Origin of the sequence: Oceanobacillus massiliensis str. N'diop, assembly GCF_000285495.1 — a bacterium.
Classification (GTDB): domain Bacteria; phylum Bacillota; class Bacilli; order Bacillales; family Amphibacillaceae; genus Oceanobacillus; species Oceanobacillus massiliensis.
Genome location: NZ_HE610978.1, coordinates 85,138 through 101,937, shown reverse-complemented (window position 1 = coordinate 101,937; position 16,800 = coordinate 85,138). Strand labels below are relative to the sequence as shown.

At 40.0% G+C, this 16,800-nt stretch carries 19 protein-coding genes and 1 pseudogene; all 20 read left to right on the top strand.

Annotation, left to right across the window (positions count from 1 at the left end; all coding sequences use genetic code 11):
- Window positions 1-15 precede the first annotated feature (15 nt).
- The 20 genes and pseudogenes from ypeB to OMHG_RS10250 all read left to right on the top strand — a co-directional run bounded on the left by ypeB (window position 16) and on the right by OMHG_RS10250 (window position 16,767).
- Window positions 16-1,359 carry a germination protein YpeB gene (ypeB, locus tag OMHG_RS10345; protein WP_010650705.1) on the top strand — a complete coding sequence of 448 codons (1,344 nt, stop codon included), beginning with the start codon at window positions 16-18 and terminating at the stop codon, window positions 1,357-1,359.
- A gap of 86 nt (window positions 1,360-1,445) precedes the next feature.
- Window positions 1,446-2,105: a flagellar brake protein gene (locus OMHG_RS10340; RefSeq protein WP_010650704.1), complete on the top strand. Its 660-nt coding sequence runs from the start codon at window positions 1,446-1,448 to the stop codon at window positions 2,103-2,105.
- A gap of 105 nt (window positions 2,106-2,210) precedes the next feature.
- Entirely contained in the window at window positions 2,211-2,894 is a 684-nt protein-coding gene (cmk, locus tag OMHG_RS10335; protein WP_010650701.1) for a (d)CMP kinase, read from the top strand.
- Between the two features lie 44 nt (window positions 2,895-2,938).
- The gene (locus tag OMHG_RS10330; protein WP_010650699.1) at window positions 2,939-3,523 is read left to right on the top strand and encodes a lysophospholipid acyltransferase family protein; all 585 of its coding nucleotides are present in this window, start codon (window positions 2,939-2,941) and stop codon (window positions 3,521-3,523) included.
- 118 nt (window positions 3,524-3,641) lie between these two features.
- Window positions 3,642-4,775, top strand: a complete 1,134-nt coding sequence (gene rpsA / locus OMHG_RS10325; protein WP_010650697.1) for a 30S ribosomal protein S1 — start codon at window positions 3,642-3,644, stop codon at window positions 4,773-4,775.
- A 172-nt stretch (window positions 4,776-4,947) separates the two neighbouring features.
- Window positions 4,948-5,844, top strand: coding sequence for a YIEGIA family protein (locus tag OMHG_RS10320; RefSeq protein WP_010650696.1), 897 nt, complete (start codon window positions 4,948-4,950; stop codon window positions 5,842-5,844).
- Window positions 5,841-6,026 carry a capping complex subunit for YIEGIA gene (locus OMHG_RS10315; RefSeq protein ID WP_010650694.1) on the top strand — a complete coding sequence of 62 codons (186 nt, stop codon included), beginning with the start codon at window positions 5,841-5,843 and terminating at the stop codon, window positions 6,024-6,026. The genes OMHG_RS10320 and OMHG_RS10315 overlap by 4 nt, the downstream gene beginning before the upstream one ends.
- Before the next feature lie 84 nt (window positions 6,027-6,110).
- Window positions 6,111-7,421: a ribosome biogenesis GTPase Der gene (gene der, locus OMHG_RS10310; RefSeq protein WP_010650692.1), complete on the top strand. Its 1,311-nt coding sequence runs from the start codon at window positions 6,111-6,113 to the stop codon at window positions 7,419-7,421.
- Window positions 7,422-7,439: 18 nt separating this feature from the next.
- The gene (locus OMHG_RS10305; RefSeq protein WP_010650689.1) at window positions 7,440-8,477 is read left to right on the top strand and encodes an NAD(P)H-dependent glycerol-3-phosphate dehydrogenase; all 1,038 of its coding nucleotides are present in this window, start codon (window positions 7,440-7,442) and stop codon (window positions 8,475-8,477) included.
- 59 nt (window positions 8,478-8,536) lie between these two features.
- Window positions 8,537-8,797: a stage VI sporulation protein F gene (locus OMHG_RS10300; RefSeq protein WP_010650687.1), complete on the top strand. Its 261-nt coding sequence runs from the start codon at window positions 8,537-8,539 to the stop codon at window positions 8,795-8,797.
- Window positions 8,798-9,048: 251 nt separating this feature from the next.
- Window positions 9,049-9,246 (top strand): DUF2768 domain-containing protein, encoded by a 198-nt coding sequence (locus OMHG_RS10295; protein ID WP_010650685.1) that lies wholly within the window; start codon window positions 9,049-9,051, stop codon window positions 9,244-9,246.
- A 22-nt stretch (window positions 9,247-9,268) separates the two neighbouring features.
- Complete coding sequence (locus OMHG_RS10290) at window positions 9,269-9,997, top strand: hypothetical protein (RefSeq protein WP_010650683.1); 729 nt, start codon at window positions 9,269-9,271, stop codon at window positions 9,995-9,997.
- A gap of 198 nt (window positions 9,998-10,195) precedes the next feature.
- Window positions 10,196-11,674: a stage IV sporulation protein A gene (gene spoIVA, locus OMHG_RS10285; RefSeq protein WP_010650681.1), complete on the top strand. Its 1,479-nt coding sequence runs from the start codon at window positions 10,196-10,198 to the stop codon at window positions 11,672-11,674.
- Window positions 11,675-12,138: 464 nt separating this feature from the next.
- Window positions 12,139-12,411 (top strand): HU family DNA-binding protein, encoded by a 273-nt coding sequence (locus tag OMHG_RS10280; RefSeq protein WP_010650679.1) that lies wholly within the window; start codon window positions 12,139-12,141, stop codon window positions 12,409-12,411.
- Between the two features lie 126 nt (window positions 12,412-12,537).
- Complete coding sequence (gene mtrB, locus OMHG_RS10275) at window positions 12,538-12,762, top strand: trp RNA-binding attenuation protein MtrB (RefSeq protein WP_010650675.1); 225 nt, start codon at window positions 12,538-12,540, stop codon at window positions 12,760-12,762.
- Window positions 12,763-12,869: 107 nt separating this feature from the next.
- A complete protein-coding gene (locus tag OMHG_RS10270; RefSeq protein ID WP_049887941.1) occupies window positions 12,870-13,670 on the top strand; it encodes a heptaprenyl diphosphate synthase component 1 in 801 nt (266 codons plus the stop codon).
- A gap of 3 nt (window positions 13,671-13,673) precedes the next feature.
- Window positions 13,674-14,380 (top strand): annotated as a pseudogene (gene menG, locus OMHG_RS10265) (demethylmenaquinone methyltransferase).
- Between the two features lie 50 nt (window positions 14,381-14,430).
- Window positions 14,431-15,402 (top strand): heptaprenyl diphosphate synthase component II, encoded by a 972-nt coding sequence (gene hepT, locus OMHG_RS10260; protein WP_010650671.1) that lies wholly within the window; start codon window positions 14,431-14,433, stop codon window positions 15,400-15,402.
- Window positions 15,403-15,477: 75 nt separating this feature from the next.
- Complete coding sequence (gene ndk / locus OMHG_RS10255) at window positions 15,478-15,924, top strand: nucleoside-diphosphate kinase (RefSeq protein ID WP_010650669.1); 447 nt, start codon at window positions 15,478-15,480, stop codon at window positions 15,922-15,924.
- Window positions 15,925-15,969: 45 nt separating this feature from the next.
- A complete protein-coding gene (locus OMHG_RS10250; RefSeq protein WP_010650667.1) occupies window positions 15,970-16,767 on the top strand; it encodes a CheR family methyltransferase in 798 nt (265 codons plus the stop codon).
- Window positions 16,768-16,800: the final 33 nt, after the last annotated feature.

Here is a 16,800-nt window from a genome sequence, read left to right as displayed (position 1 = left end):
AGGTGTGAGTAATACATGATTCGGTGGATATTAATCGCAGTACTCACAGTGGGTATTGCAGGGACAGCATTTTGGGGATATTTGGAACATCAGGAAAAAAACGCAATCTTGATTCAGGCAGAAAATACGTACCAGCGTTCGTTCCATGAGCTTACTTATAATATGGATCATTTACATGACCAAATCGGAACAGCAATTGCGATGAATTCAACGGAAAGACTATCCCCGCAATTTGTAGAAATTTGGAGAATCACTTCAGATGCATTGGCCAATGTCGGACAGCTCCCACTCGGTTTACTGCCATTTAACAAAACGGAAGAATTTCTTTCTGAAATAGGAGACTTCACATATCATACCGCGGTAAGAGATCTGGAAAACTCCCCGCTTACAGACGAAGAGTCGGAAAGATTAGAGAATCTATATAAACAATCAGGCGATATCAAAAATGAATTAAGGGAAGTGCAGCATATCGCTCTCGAGAATAATCTGAGGTGGATGGACGTGCAGCTTGCACTTGCCAATGAGGATGAACAGGTGGATAACACCATTATTGATGGGTTTAAGACGGTTGAGAAGTCAGTAGAAGAATTTGCAGAGAACAATACCGGTCCCGCAATAATCGGTACATCTACAAAAGAGCATCAATATAAATCGCTGACTGGTGAAGAAATCAGTGAGGAAGAGGCCCTAAACAAAAGCAAAGAGATTTTAAGTGCAGAAAAGGAAGATGAACTGACCATTGCAGAAACTGGCGAAGGTTCAGACATACCTATGTATAGTATTTCATATAACACGGACAAAAAGCGGGCATATATGGATATGTCAAAACAGGGAGGACACCCGTTAACCCTTCTCATCACCCGGCCAATCAACGATGCCAAGGTCAGCTTGAATGCAGGTGCTGAAAAAGCAAAAGAATATCTGAACACCAACGATCTAGAGGATATGTCGCTTTTCCAAAGCAGCGAGTATAACAATATTGGCGTATATTCATTCCTCCATAATGAAAATGATGTCCGTGTATACTCTGATGCTGTGGAAGTCAAGGTTGCTCTAGATAACGGAGAAATTATTGGCCTGACAGCAAATAACTATTTTATGAATCACACCGAACGTGAAATACCGGAACCGGAAATTTCTGAAACCGAGGCAAGAAATAACGTTAACCCAAATGTCGATATACAGGAGCAATTCTTGGCAGTAATCGATAATGACATGGGAGAAGAAGTATTAGCGTATGAATTTCTCGGAGTGCTGGATAACGATACGTACCGGATTTTCATCAATGCCATGAACGGAAAAGAAGAAAAAGTGGAGAGACTTGGCGGAACTGAAATTAATTTTGCAGCTAATTTTTAGGGAAAGGCAAAAAGCCTTTCCCTTTTTCTAAAATTCTGTAATAATAGGCATATAGTATCATCGGGTGAAAGTCAAGGGGGATATAAATGAAAATAGGAACAGTGCTGAACTTAGAAATCAGGGAAGCAAAAACGGGTGAAATCCATGAATACCATTGTAAGATAGTAGAAAAAAACAGGAAGTACTTTATGATAGATTATCCCATTCATTCAAAAACCAAAAGAACAGCCCATTTAAAAAAAGGCACCTTTATTTCTGTCACCTTCATTGGGAATGACCAGGCTATTTACCAATTCACATCAAAAATTGTGGATAAAGTTAAAATGAATATTCCAGCATTGGCGATTACCATTCCAGAAAATGAGGATATTAAGCGGATTCAGCGGCGCGAGTATGTAAGAATTGAAACCTCCGTCGATATTGCAGTCCACAGTGCTGACAAGCTTTTCGCTCCATTCACAACGGTGACCTCGGACATCAGCGGCGGAGGTATGGCTATTGTTGTACCGAAGAACATCCAATTGGAAATCAATTCAAAGGCCGATGTGTGGCTCCCGCTTCCCATGCAGAATAGTGAATACCATTATGTCTATGGCCAAACAGAGATTGTACTTATTAGAGAAGTAAACAATAGGGTTAACCTGGTATCGCTGAAATTCGACTCAATCGGTCAAGCGGACAGACAAAAAATTGTAAGATTCTGTTTTGAAAAACAACGGGAAGCACGCCAAAAAGAACGAATTTAAATAGACCTCCATTTTTAGGTTATGTTATTATTGATAATAAGTAAGTCTACAAAACTTGGCACCCGCCAAGTTTTTTAACGGTAATGAGAGGAAGGAAATTCAACTATGAAAGAAAAAAGCATCGCAATCGCAATCGATGGACCGGCAGCAGCCGGCAAAAGTACAGTAGCAAAAATAATCGCTGAAAAACTATCTTATGTTTATATTGATACAGGTGCCATGTATCGGGCGTTGACATTAAAGGCGCTGAAACAAAAGATTGATTTAGAAGATGAAACAGCGATTCTGGACCTATTAATGGATACTGATATTGAATTAAAGCAAACCATAAACGGACAAGTTGTCATCATGGACAAAATGGATGTGACGAAGGAAATTCGATTCCAGGATGTTACAACAAAGGTTTCTTATGTCGCCAAGCATGCAGCAGTCAGAAAAGAAATGGTCAATAGACAGCAAAACATGGCCAGTAACCGCGGAGTAGTTATGGACGGAAGAGACATTGGAACACACGTTCTTCCGGATGCTGAGATTAAAATTTTCCTAATCGCATCGGTGGAAGAAAGAGCAAAGAGAAGATATGACGAAAATAATAAAAAAGGCATTCCTTCCGACATGCAAACCTTAAAAAGTGAAATTGAGGAAAGAGACAGAATTGACTCAAGCCGTGAAGCATCACCACTGATTAAAGCAGCTGATGCAATTGAGGTAGATACGACTTCCCTAAGCATTAATCAGGTAGCAGAGCGGATTTTGATGGAATTCGAAAAAACGGCAGCAAATAGTTAAACAGATAAAAGGAAGTAGTTTGAATTTGCTAGAGGAGAATAAAAATGAATTTATATAAATTTGCTAAATCTGTTGTTGCTCTTATCTTATTTCCTTTATACCGAATCCATGTGATCGGAAAGGAAAATGTGCCATCGAAAGGGCCGGTAATCATTTGTTCCAATCATATTTCAAATTTGGATCCGCCGGTAGTCGGCATAACTTCCCCAAGGGATATCCATTTTATGGCAAAAGGGGAATTGTTTGAAAAACCTTTTTTAGGGAAATTATTAATAGGGATTCAGGCCTTTCCCGTAAGAAGAGGGCTCGCGGATCGGAACGCATTGAGAAGGGGACTTGAAATTCTAAAAGATGGAGAGACATTGGGATTATTTCCAGAGGGAACTAGAAGCAAGACAGGCGAACTTGGAAAACCACTTGCAGGAGCAGGCTTTTTTGCCCTTCGTTCCAAAGCCGCCATTATCCCATGCGCAATAATTGGTTCATACAAACCATTTAAGAAAACGAAAGTTGTTTATGGTAAACCGATCAGCATGGATTTGTACAGAGAGGCCAAATTAACTGCACAGGAAACAGCAGATGCCATCATGCACGAAATTAAATTATTAAAAGAAAAGCATCAATTTTAATTGACTTTACTTGACAAATAATTGTAATTATTAGAAGTTATAGAAAGAATATGTTTAATCATTCTTACTATTTCCATTATAATTTGGATATTGGAGTGTACCTAGGAGGGCTATGGATATGAGTGAAGAAAACAAAGATTTACAGGAATTAAATGTAGGAGACACGGTCACAGGAACTGTGATTAAACTGGAAGAAAAACAGGTTCTTGTCGATATCGGCTATAAAACAGAAGGAATCCTGCCAATTGGTGAACTTTCAAGTTTACATGTTGAAACAACTGGTGATGTAGTAAAAGAAGGAGATTCTGTAACCTTGAAAGTAAAGAAAGTGGAAGATGATGAAATCATACTTTCCAAGAAGGCTGTCGATTCTGAATCTGCTTGGGAAGATCTTGAGAAAAAGTATGAAAGCGGAGAAGTGTTTGAAACTGTTGTCAAAGAGATTGTCAAAGGCGGACTTGTAGTTGATGTAGGTCTGCGGGGCTTTATTCCGGCATCACTAGTGGAGACTCATTTTGTCGAAGATTTTTCAGAATACCTGAATAAGCCGCTTACTGTGAAAATTGCCGATCTTGACAGAGATCAAAACCGTATTATCCTTTCCCACAGAGCGGTTGCCGAGGAAGAAGCAAGTGCAAAGAAAAATGATATTCTCCAATCGATTGAAGCCGGTCAGGTGATGGAGGGAACTGTTCAGAGAATTACCAGTTTTGGAGCATTTGTCGACCTTGGCGGTGTCGATGGACTTGTTCATATTTCGCAACTGGCACACGAACATGTAGCAAAAGCTTCCGATGTTGTATCAGAGGGAGACAAGATTAAAGTCGAAATCCTTTCAGTGGATCGTGACAATGAGCGTATCTCATTATCACATAAGAACACCCTCCCCGGGCCATGGACAGATATCCAAAGCCGTGTAGCTTCAGGGTCAACAATTGAAGGAACCGTTAAACGCCTTGTTAACTTTGGAGCATTTGTCGAAATTCTGCCAGGGGTTGAAGGACTTGTCCATATCTCCCAAATCGCCAACAGACATATCGCTACACCGCAAGAAGTTCTTGAGGTCGGACAAAAAGTCAATGTGAAGGTACTTGATGTCAACGAGGAAGAAGAACGCATTTCTCTAAGCATCAAGGAACTGGAGCAAGAGCAGGAACAAAAAGAATATAAGCAATATGAAAAAGATGAAGAACAGTCCGGATTTCAGCTTGGAGATTTCATAGGCGATAAACTGGATAAATATAAAAAGTAAATTTTTCAAAGATCCCTTTAAATAAGGGGTCTTTTTTTATTGGTAGCTTTCGTGAGCGCAGCCGATCCAATCACAAAAACATCTCCAATTAACGGTACTATATTTATCAGATTAAGCCATAATAAAAAGGAATATCGAAGCTTTTATTTCGTTTATCCTGGAGGTAAATAAAATGATGGAATATACACTCCCCATAATAATTGGAGTCATAATAGGAACCATTTGCAGAATCATTATGCTGCGCACGGATTACCGTCAATACCCGACATATCTGCATGGTAAGATCATTCATCTATCACTGGGATTTATCGCTGCCTCTTTGGGTTCTCTGGCAGTACCTGCAATTATGGAAAAAGAGTTTACAGCAGTGACATTGTTGACAGTGGCTGCAACCCAATTCAGAGACGTACGCAACATGGAAAGAAGTACTCTGGCCGAAGTGGATAGCTTTGAACTTGTTTCAAGGGGGAAAACCTATATCGAAGGCATCGCCATATCCTTCGAAAGCAGGAATTACCTGGTTATGTTCACGGCATTTCTGGCGACACTTTCATTTATCGTATGGAATATTTTTGCAGCGCTTGCGGTAGGGGCAATCTGCCTTATCATTGGGCAGGTATTGATGAGCGGTTCCACATTAAAAGATATAGTGGACATAGAGCACTCCAAGTTGAGCTTTGATGGTGCAGGGCTCTATGTGGATAATATTTACATCATGAACATTGGGCTTCCAGAACGGCAGGAAGAAATTTTAAAATATGGAATGGGCTTTATATTGATTCCCAAAAATATCAACATCATCATAACAATCGGCAATCTCGGTCAGCGTCAGGCAATACTTCACGATGTATCATCATCACTGGGCGTGTTTCGGGACTCTGGCACACCAGCACTGACACCGTTGATTAAACGCGATTTGGATGATGGCCGTTTGGGTATCTTTATCCTTCCGCAAATACGTGATGTCAAGACAGCTATGGATGTAATCGGCTCTGTTCCAGTACTGGAGAGCGCAGTGCGTATGCCTTCTGAATCCAACTCGCTGAAAAAAGGAGAGAAGAGCAAATGATGATAGAGAAGGCTATATTGGCTATTATTACAACAAATAGACAGAAGGTTTCGGGTGGCTCCCCCATCTTTTTTTGTGATACCAAAAAGGAAATGGAATATGTGGCAGCAAACCTGGAGGCAATTACCGATGGGATATCACATGCACTTAGCGAAGAGTTATTTATCATCGTGAAACACTGATAAGAATTGTTAATCTTACCTTCTTTTGCTAGAATGAATTAAAGTTAAGGCAAATAGACACAAAGAGAGAGGATGTCCTTTATTATGAGGAAATCTGTTGTAGCAATTGTAGGAAGACCAAATGTTGGTAAATCTACTATATTTAATAGACTGGTTGGAGAAAGAATATCGATCGTAGAAGATATACCGGGAGTAACCCGTGATCGAATATATGCATCTGCAGATTGGCTCAATCAGGATTTTAACCTGATAGATACCGGAGGAATTGAAATCGGCGATGAACCATTGCTTGTTCAAATGCGTCAGCAGGCCGAGATAGCGATTGACGAAGCTGATGTGATTATCTTTATCCTGAACGGGAAAGAGGGAATTACAGCGGCAGATGAAGAGGTAGCCAAATTATTGTTTAAGTCAAACAAATCGGTGGTACTTGCCATCAATAAAATGGACAACCCAGAAATGCGCGAAACCATTTATGAGTATTACTCACTTGGTTTTGGTGAACCATTCCCTATTTCCGGGTCCCATGGTCTTGGTTTAGGTGATCTTTTGGACGAGGTTGTCAAACATTTCCCCGTGTTTGCTGAAGAAGAAGCTGAAGAGGATACAATCTATTTCAGTCTCATTGGCAGACCGAATGTTGGCAAGTCCTCTTTGGTCAATGCCCTATTGAATGAGGAAAGGGTTATTGTAAGTGAAATCGAAGGGACAACAAGGGATGCAATCGATACCCGTCTCCACAAGGACGATCAGGATTTCATCATTATCGATACTGCTGGTATGCGCAAACGCGGTAAAGTATATGAAACGACAGAAAAATACAGTGTATTAAGAGCACTAAGGGCAATTGAGCGTTCCGATGTTGTTCTAGTACTGATTGATGCTGAAACCGGCATCAGAGAGCAAGATAAGAAGATTGCCGGTTATGCACATGAAGCCGGCAGAGCTGTTGTCATTGTGGTCAATAAATGGGATACAGTTGCAAGTGATGAGAAGGCAATGAAAGATTTTGAAACAAAAATACGGGCCCATTTTCTCTATTTGGATTATGCACCGATTGTTTTCCTGTCAGCGAAGACAAAGAAAAGGCTGCATACATTGATTCCAGCTATTAAAATCGCCAGTGAAAGCCACGCAAAACGAGTATCCACCAATGTGCTGAATGATGTTATTATGGATGCAATAGCGATGAACCCAACACCGACTGTCAAAGGGAAACGCCTTAAAGTGCTATACGCGACACAGGTAGCTGTGAAGCCGCCTAGTTTTGTTATCTTTGTAAATGAACCCGATCTGATGCATTTTTCATATGAACGCTTTTTGGAAAATAAAATTAGGGATGCATTTGGATTTATTGGTACACCGATAAAACTATTTGCAAGAAGAAGACAATAGAAAACAGGAGTGAGATAATTGAAAAAAATCGCAGTACTTGGTGCCGGCAGCTGGGGAACGGCCTTAAGCATGGTTTTGTCTGATAATGGGCATGATGTCCATTTGTGGTCCCATCGACAGGAACAGGCGGAAGCCATCAATCAGACACATAAAAATGAAAAATACCTCGATGTATCCATTCCTGAACAAATTACTGCTTTTCACGATCTGCGTGAAGCTGTTGAAGGTGTCAGTGCCATCATAATGGTAGTTCCGACTAAAGGAATTAGAGAAGTCTGCCGGCAATTGCAGGATTTACTGAACGATAATGAAGTAACGATTATCCATGCATCAAAAGGGATTGAACCGGTTACATTAAAACGGATTTCTGAAATCATTACAGAAGAAATGAACCAGTATGCATATGAGGATATTGTCGTTCTTTCTGGACCAAGTCACGCTGAAGAAGTCGCATTGAGGCATCCTACAACCGTTACCGTTTCCTCTGAGAACATGGAAAACGCTAAGATAGCTCAGGACTTATTCAATAATGATTCCTTCCGGGTATATACGAGCCCGGATATCCTTGGAATAGAACTAGGCGGGGCATTAAAAAATATCATTGCCCTAGGTGCCGGCATCTCCGACGGTCTAGGATATGGCGATAATGCAAAAGCTGCACTTATCACAAGGGGATTGGCTGAAATCGCCAGACTCGGTACATCGCTAGGTGCCAATCCGCTCAGTTTCCTCGGATTGTCAGGGGTCGGCGATCTAATTGTGACATGCACAAGTGTCCACAGCAGAAACTGGAGGGCAGGCAACCTATTGGGGAAAGGGAATAAACTGGATGAAGTCCTGGAACAAATGGGAATGGTAGTAGAAGGCGTCAGAACTGTTGAGGCAGCCTATCAGCTTGCAAAGGACCAACAAATAGAGATGCCGATCACCGAAGGAATTTATCAAGTATTGTTCGAAAATAAAGATCCAAGAGCTGTTGTCGACCAGCTGATGAAAAGAGATAAACGGGAAGAGATGGATGACCTGGCCAGATTGCTTAATGAACGCTACATGTAACACGTAACTCCTCCCCTTGCATATACTATGTTGAATGAACATAGCAAGGAGGAGAACGAGTGAATAATTTTCAAAAAAGCATGTTTGATAAAATCCAGAAAAACTCCAATATAAACCCGGATGATATAATGAAAGTCGCGGATAAGGTCAAAAATGCAAATTTTTCGGATGAGAAGACAGTTAGAAATTTAGTACGTCATTTATCAAAAATGGCAGACAAACCATTGTCTAAAGAAAGAGAAGACAAAATCGTTCAATCCATTGTTAACAACAAAATGCCAGGGGATTTGCAATCTCTGAATCAAATATTTAAAAAATAGCCATTCATAGGCTATCGAGGATACGTAAAAGCAGATCCCTGCATAAGATAAATCGCACAAGCATTCATGGATAGAGTTGCAAAAGGATCTTATTTAGTCACCCGAAATGAAGAAACCCCCTTCATTTCGGGTTTTATTCTTATACCGGGACAGATATTAAGAATTGCGACAATATCAATATGATATATGTAATTTTTACCTTATGTTATAATACTTTTGCAAAGTAAACTGTTTGATTAGGGGTGAAATCGTTGTCAGTATCGATGCTTATGATGTATATTTCTTTTGTTGGAATGTTTTTACTTATTCTTTCTATAGGATTAATTGTACTGAGCAGAAACAAACTTAAAGGATGGTTGGCTGGAGTCGTCTCGATTCTGGCATATTTAAGCTTGATATCAGGCGGCTTGATCATACTTTATGTCGTACTAAGCGGCCCGACAAGGTAAGCTTATAAGGAGGCAGCAGAAAGTGAAACATACATATTCTCGAATTGCCGGTATGGTTTTGTTAATAATGCTTTTAAGTGGTTGTCTATACCCCCAAAGCGAGCTGGAACAAAACCAGATACCGAATGAACAGCAGCTGGAAACAGTTCAACAGGCTGTCGACAGCTACAAAGAAGAACAGCAGGGGCTTGTTCCAATTAAAACGAAGGCAAGCGATACACCAATCTTTCAAAAATACCTGATTGACTTCTCGATATTAAAGGAAAAGGGCTATTTGGCCGAAATCCCGGGAAATGCCTATGAAAAGGGTGGCGTTTATCAGTACACATTATTGACACCAGAAGATAATCCCACCGTAAAATTGATCGATTTGCGCATTACGGAAGCAATCAGAAGTGTCAATGTTCAACTCGATCTTTACCGTAATGAACATCTTTATCCCGCTTATGGTGAAAAAGTGACAGACGGTATCTATACCGTAGATTATGAGAAATTGGGTCTGGAGGGTCCTCCTACAGTAGTCAGTCCCTATTCCCAGGAAAGCCTTCCAATTATAATGGATGTCGATGGGAATCTATATGTTGATTATAGTATTGATCTAAACCGTGCATTGCAGGAATATGAACATGATTATGCGGAAGGTGAAGACATTCGGTTTATTCTTACCGACAACACTCCCTTTGCTCCCGCGTATTCCCTCCCTTACACAATCGAAAATGGCAAACCGGCATTTTTAAAGAAAAATGAATAATAGCTCCCTTGTAACATATATTGTTGCAAGGGATTTTTTATTTCCGGCATTTATTACATCCTAAAATGACTTTTGTCTTAATAAATTTTTGAAAAAGGATTAATCAAGTCATATTTTAATAGGACAACATCATAGACTCATAATGTCAATAAATTGCGGGTGGTCCATATTAAAGTACGGAGATCGGGAGGGGATCTTTTGGAAAAAATCGATATTTTTAAAGATATTTCGAAGCGGACAAATGGAGATATTTATCTAGGAATAGTTGGTGCAGTCCGTACAGGAAAATCGACATTTATCAAGAAGTTCATGGAGCTGGTTGTATTACCGAATATTGAAGATGAAAGCGAACGATCAAGAGCCCACGATGAATTGCCCCAAAGTGCAGCAGGACGTACGATTATGACAACAGAGCCGAAATTCATCCCAAACCAGGCTGTGAAACTGACAGTGGATGAGAGCTTGGATGTTAATGTTCGCCTTGTTGACTGTGTTGGTTATGCAGTTGAAGGCGCAAAAGGGTTCGAAGATGAAAATGGACCTCGAATGATTAATACACCATGGTATGAGGACCCGATTCCGTTCCATGACGCCGCAGAAATAGGAACAAGAAAGGTCATTCAGGAGCATTCCACAATTGGTGTTGTCGTCACTACTGACGGAACAATTGGCGAAATACCGAGACAAGATTATGAAGATGCCGAAATGAGAGTCATTGAAGAATTAAAAGAAGTTGGAAAACCGTTTATCATGGTTGTCAATTCTGTCAAGCCCACCAGCCAGGAAACGGAGCTGTTGCGTCAGGACCTGACTGAAAAGTACGATATACCGGTACTTTGTATGAGCATTGAATCCATGACCGAGCATGACGTCCATAACGTGCTTCGCGAAGCGCTTTTTGAATTTCCAGTATTGGAAGTGAATGTCAATCTCCCAAGTTGGGTAATGGTGTTGAAGGAAAACCATTGGCTGAGAGAAAACTATCAGGAAGCCATTCAAACAACGGTAAAGGATATCAAGAGATTGAGAGATGTAGACCATATCGTTGGCAACTTTTCAGAATATGAATATATCGATAAGGCAAACCTGGCAGGCATGGAAATGGGAGAAGGGATAGCTGAAATCGACTTGCATGCCCCCGATTATCTCTATGACGAGATACTTAAAGAGATTGTAGGGGAAGAAATCCGCGGAAAAGATCATCTTTTGGAGCTGATGCAGGACTTTGCTTTCGCCAAACGGGAATATGATCATGTAGCTGGTGCACTTCAGATGGTGAAACAAACAGGGTATGGGATTGCAGCACCTACTTTGGAGGATATGCAATTGGATGAGCCGGAGATCATTCGTCAAGGGTCAAGATTCGGTGTCCGATTAAAGGCAGTAGCACCGTCCATCCATATGATCCGAGTTGAAGTCGAATCTGAATTCGCTCCCATCATTGGTACCGAGAAACAAAGCGAAGAGCTTGTCCGTTACTTGATGCAGGACTTTGAAGAGGATCCATTATCCATCTGGGAATCGGATATCTTCGGCAGATCGCTTAGCTCCATTGTTCGCGAGGGAATCCAAGCGAAGATATCGTTAATGCCTGAAAATGCACGATACAAATTGAAGGATACACTGGAACGTATCATTAACGAAGGTTCTGGAGGCCTAATAGCCATTATTTTATAGCAGCTTATCACAAGCTGCTTTTTATTTTGCCTGCAGATTAGAACATCTCATCATCTGCAATGACTTGCAATTTTGGACAAGTATACGCCTAAAAATCAAGATTGCTTTCAAAAAGAACCGTTAGTTTCCCAAAAATTTTTGCTGGAACGGCAGGAAATAGATATTAAACGTCGTATATGTATAGTGAGTTGGCTTCAAGGCTTATTATTACTGGGTTTCTGTTAATTAGCAAGATATGGCTTAAGCACACCTTTTCAGGTCCATTTTTAGCCGTTAATCAAATAAAAATCGCAGAAATCGATAGTTTTTGTTGAATTTTATTGGAAACTCAGTTAATATAAGCCTTGTCATCACTTGATAAAGGTGACATTTTCGTTTAAACAAGACAAACAAGCGAGCAAATTTTTACTTTGAATCAATTTGTTCCCATGTCGAATTAAACACTTTGGGAGGAGGTGAATGTCATGAACAAAACAGACTTAGTGAATGCAGTTGCTGAGAAAAGCGAACTTTCCAAAAAGGACGCAACAAAAGCTGTAGACGCAGTATTCGAATCTGTCATGGATTCACTTAAAAATGGTGAAAAAGTACAGTTGATCGGATTTGGTAACTTTGAAGTACGTGAGCGTTCAGCACGTAAAGGCCGCAATCCTCAAACTGGAGAAGAAATCGAAATTCCTGCAAGCAAAGTTCCTGCTTTCAAACCAGGAAAAGCCCTTAAAGATAGCGTAAAATAATTTACATAGGGCGATGAAGGGTGCGTAATTATACGTACCCTTTTTCTATGTATGAATTGAGATGAAATAATTGACATCAAAAATGGAATAGGACATATTAGATATAAAAAGAGGCGAGTAATAAACATGAATAATTCATCTGTCGGTACAGATTTTTTCGTTATAAAAGCTTTGGAAGATGGTGTCAATGTTATTGGTTTGACACGCGGCAATGATACGAAATTCCATCATTCAGAAAAACTGGATAAAGGAGAAGTAATGATTGCTCAATTTACGGAGCATACTTCAGCAGTCAAGGTCAGAGGCAAAGCCGTCATTCAGACAAGTCATGGAGAAATGGAGAACACTTAAATACACTACATATTGCCTTTCATCAAAATTCTATAATTTTTATAACAGACAAAATATGCTATAATAACTACAGCACTCGAAAGGATGAAAGGACCCAGGTGATATCTTTGAACACTTCTATCACAGAAACGCATAACATAAGGGGACTCCTAGAAGAAAAGATCCAGCATGAATATCTGGAAAAATATTTAAAGAAACCGAAAATCGATGAAGAAAAACTGAGCTTGTTAACTGCTTTGGTTGATCATAAAGACTCATTGGACGAAATACAGAAAAAAAGGTACATTATCACCACGATGCTGGTCCAGATTGCTTTGGACACACATGAGCTTGTGCCAGCCCAAAACAATTCTAATGAATCTAAAGAGGAAAAACTTTCAAAGCAGCTCAAGGTTCTCGCCGGTGACTATTATAGTGGGTTATACTACTTCCTTTTATCCGAGATAGAGGATATCGAATTTATACATACACTTGCGGCCGCGATTAAAGAAATCAATGAGTATAAAATAAGCCTTTACTATAAAGAATTGGACAACCTAGAAGACTTCTTTGAAGCAACAAAGAAATTAGACGCCATGCTGCTGTTGCATGTCGCTGAATTTATATACGACAGTTCACTTAATCAGCTAATCTCAGATTGGCTGTTCACTGATAGAGTAATCCAGGAGAAGATAGAAGCAGAGAAATCCGGTCATTTCCCATTACAGAAAAAATGGCAGGCATACGATGAAACCAGCACTAATACTTTTTTTATAAATAAAGTCAATGCTCTGATCCGAAACAATAAGACGGAAATAAGCCGTTCCTGTTCAACTCTCCCTGAGAAATACTCATTTTTCAAAAGCTATATCCATGATAGATTGCAGGATACTGAATGCAATAATTCGTCGATGGTGGAAGAAGGTTAATTTATGCAGGAACAATCAAAAGAAGAACGCGTGCACCATGTCTTTGAAAACATCTACTCGAAATACGACTCCATGAATTCCATTATTTCCTTTCAACGGCATAAAGCCTGGCGTAAAGATGTCATGAAACGCATGGACGTGAAACAAGGAGAATGTGCCCTTGATGTATGCTGCGGAACAGGAGATTGGTCCATCTCGCTTGCGGAAGCGGTAGGACAAACCGGTTCTGTTACTGGCCTTGATTTCAGCAAAAACATGCTTTCTGTTGCAGAAGAGAAAAAGAACAGTTGAAAATCAGCCAGCTCGAACTAATCCACGGAAACGCAATGGAGCTTCCTTTTGAAGACAATACATTTGATTATGTAACTATCGGTTTCGGATTGAGAAATGTGCCGGATTATCTAACAGTACTCAAAGAAATGCACAGAGTTGTAAAACCCGGCGGAAAAGTCGTTTGTCTCGAAACATCACAGCCGACAATGATCGGTTTCCGTCAAGGCTATTATTTCTATTTTCGCTTCATCATGCCGCTGCTTGGGAGAATCATTGCAAAAAGCTATAAAGAATATTCCTGGCTCCAGGAATCGGCAAAGGATTTCCCTGGCAAGAAGCAGCTGAAACAGCTATTTTTAGATGCCGGATTTTCCCGTGTTGATGTTAAAAGCTATACAGGCGGAGTTGCAGCAATGCACATGGGCTACAAAAATTAAATTTCCTGATACTGATTTATATTTTTCAAGGTTAAGATAAGGTGACATATATGAGACTACCAAAAATCTATGGATTCTTGAAAAAGGATCTGGATATAATTGAATCTGCATTACATGAGAGCATTCAAACGGAACATCCTATATTGCGTAAAGCATCTACCGAATTATTGGACGCAGGGGGAAAGCGGATTCGCCCTGTTTTTGTTTTGCTGGCAGGGCAATTGGGGAATTACGATTTGAGCCTTATCAGAAAAGTGGCTGTAACTCTGGAATTAATACATATGGCAACATTAGTACATGATGATGTGATTGATGAAGCAGAATTGCGCAGAGGGAAGCCGACAACAAAATCACTATATGGCAACAGAGTTGCCATGTATACAGGTGACTACCTATTGGCAAGGGCATTGGAAGAAGCTACGACAATAAATGATCCCAAGATGCATCGTTTACTTTCCAAAACACTTGTTGAAGTTTCTGTTGGGGAAATAGAGCAAATTAAAGATAAGTTTGTCTGGGATCAGACACTGCGTGATTATTTAAGAAGAATCAAGAGAAAAACCGCACTGCTAATTGCAAGCAGCTGTAAATTGGGTGCGATTGTAAGTGGACTTGGTGAAAAGGATGCTGATAAATTATATCAGTATGGTTATAACATTGGGATGTCCTATCAAATCATCGATGATATCCTTGACTTCACCTCGTCCTCCAAAGAACTGGGAAAACCCGCTGGCAATGATCTGCTGCAGGGAAATATTACGCTTCCCGTATTGTATGCAAAGGAAAACGAAGCATTTAAGAGCATGATGCACAAAACTTTCATGGATCCAGAAACAGTAGATGAACAGAAAATGAAACGTTTAATAAGCGAACTTAAAAGCACGGATGCGATCAGGCAGTCATACAGAGTTAGTGATCTCTATCTTGAAAAGGCGCTGCAATCACTTGATCATCTTCCTGAAACAAGGGCTAAACGGACATTGCAGGATATCGCCAAATATATTGGTAAAAGACGCTCATAATGCAATTGTTATTTTTGCTGAAATTTGTTAAAATTTTAAAGGTTAGTCTTTTTAATACATAGAAGAGGTGGAAAAATGGAGAAGACATTTTTAATGGTTAAACCTGATGGTGTGCAGCGCAATCTAATTGGTGAGATTGTTAATCGCTTTGAGGCAAAAGGTTTTAAACTTGCAGGGGCTAAATTGATGGTAATATCCAATGAGCTTGCAGAAAAGCATTACAGCGAACACAAAGAAAGACCTTTCTTCAGTAGCCTAGTTGAGTTCATTACTTCCGGACCGGTTTTTGCCATGGTTTGGGAAGGCGAAAATGTAATCGCAACCGCCCGCAATATGATGGGTAAAACGAATCCTCTTGAAGCTGCTCCAAGTACGATCCGCGGGGACTTCGGTGTAACTGTAGGAAAGAATATCATCCATGGTTCAGATTCACCGGAAAGTGCAGAAAGAGAAATTTCATTGTTCTTCAATGAAAATGAAATTGTATCTTATTCGAAGCAAGATAGCGAATGGATCTATTAAAGTAGCATTGGCCTCCGTTTAACATAACGGAGGTTTTTTAACATTATGTTTGGAAGAGGCGCTGAACTTATGATTGATGATTACATAGAATTTACAAAGAAAGTAAAACAAAAACTCGGGATCGACTTACAATTATATAAAGAAACACAGATGAAACGCAGGCTAACCACATTGAGGAATAAAAGGGGATTTCCTTCATTTATTATCTACTTTGATGCCTTATGCAACGATGAGATGCTGCTAAAGGAATTTACCGACCGATTAACGATTAATGTTTCCGAATTCTATCGTAATCCGCGACGCTGGGATGTTTTAAAAGATAGAATTTTGCCAATGTTATTGCAAAATAACGGCAGACTTTCCATTTGGAGCGCTGCCTGTTCGACAGGGGAAGAGCCCTATAGCCTAGCCTTGATGATTAAAGAACATTTTCCTGCTGCCGCTGTTCAGATATTGGCCACAGATATTGACGAGCTTGTTCTGAGCAAAGCACAGCAAGGGGTCTATACAGAGCAGGCATTAAAAGAACTGCCCAATCCATTGCGTAAAAAATATTTCACAAAAACCGGCAGTCTCTACAAGATTGATGATGCATTAAAGAAAGATATTACATTTAAGAAACATAACTTGCTTGCGGATCGATACCCAGTCCATGTCGATTTGATTGTCTGCAGGAATGTACTGATCTATTTTACAGATAAGGCAAAGGAAGCAATCTATCAAAATTTCAGTAACGCACTGAAAACAAACGGTGTATTGTTTGTCGGAAGTACGGAGCAGATTTTCAATCCAAATCAATTTGCTTTAAATCTAGCCGATACATTTTTCTATCAAAAGCAGTAACTTTGACGAAAATCGAAAACAAAAATCAATTTT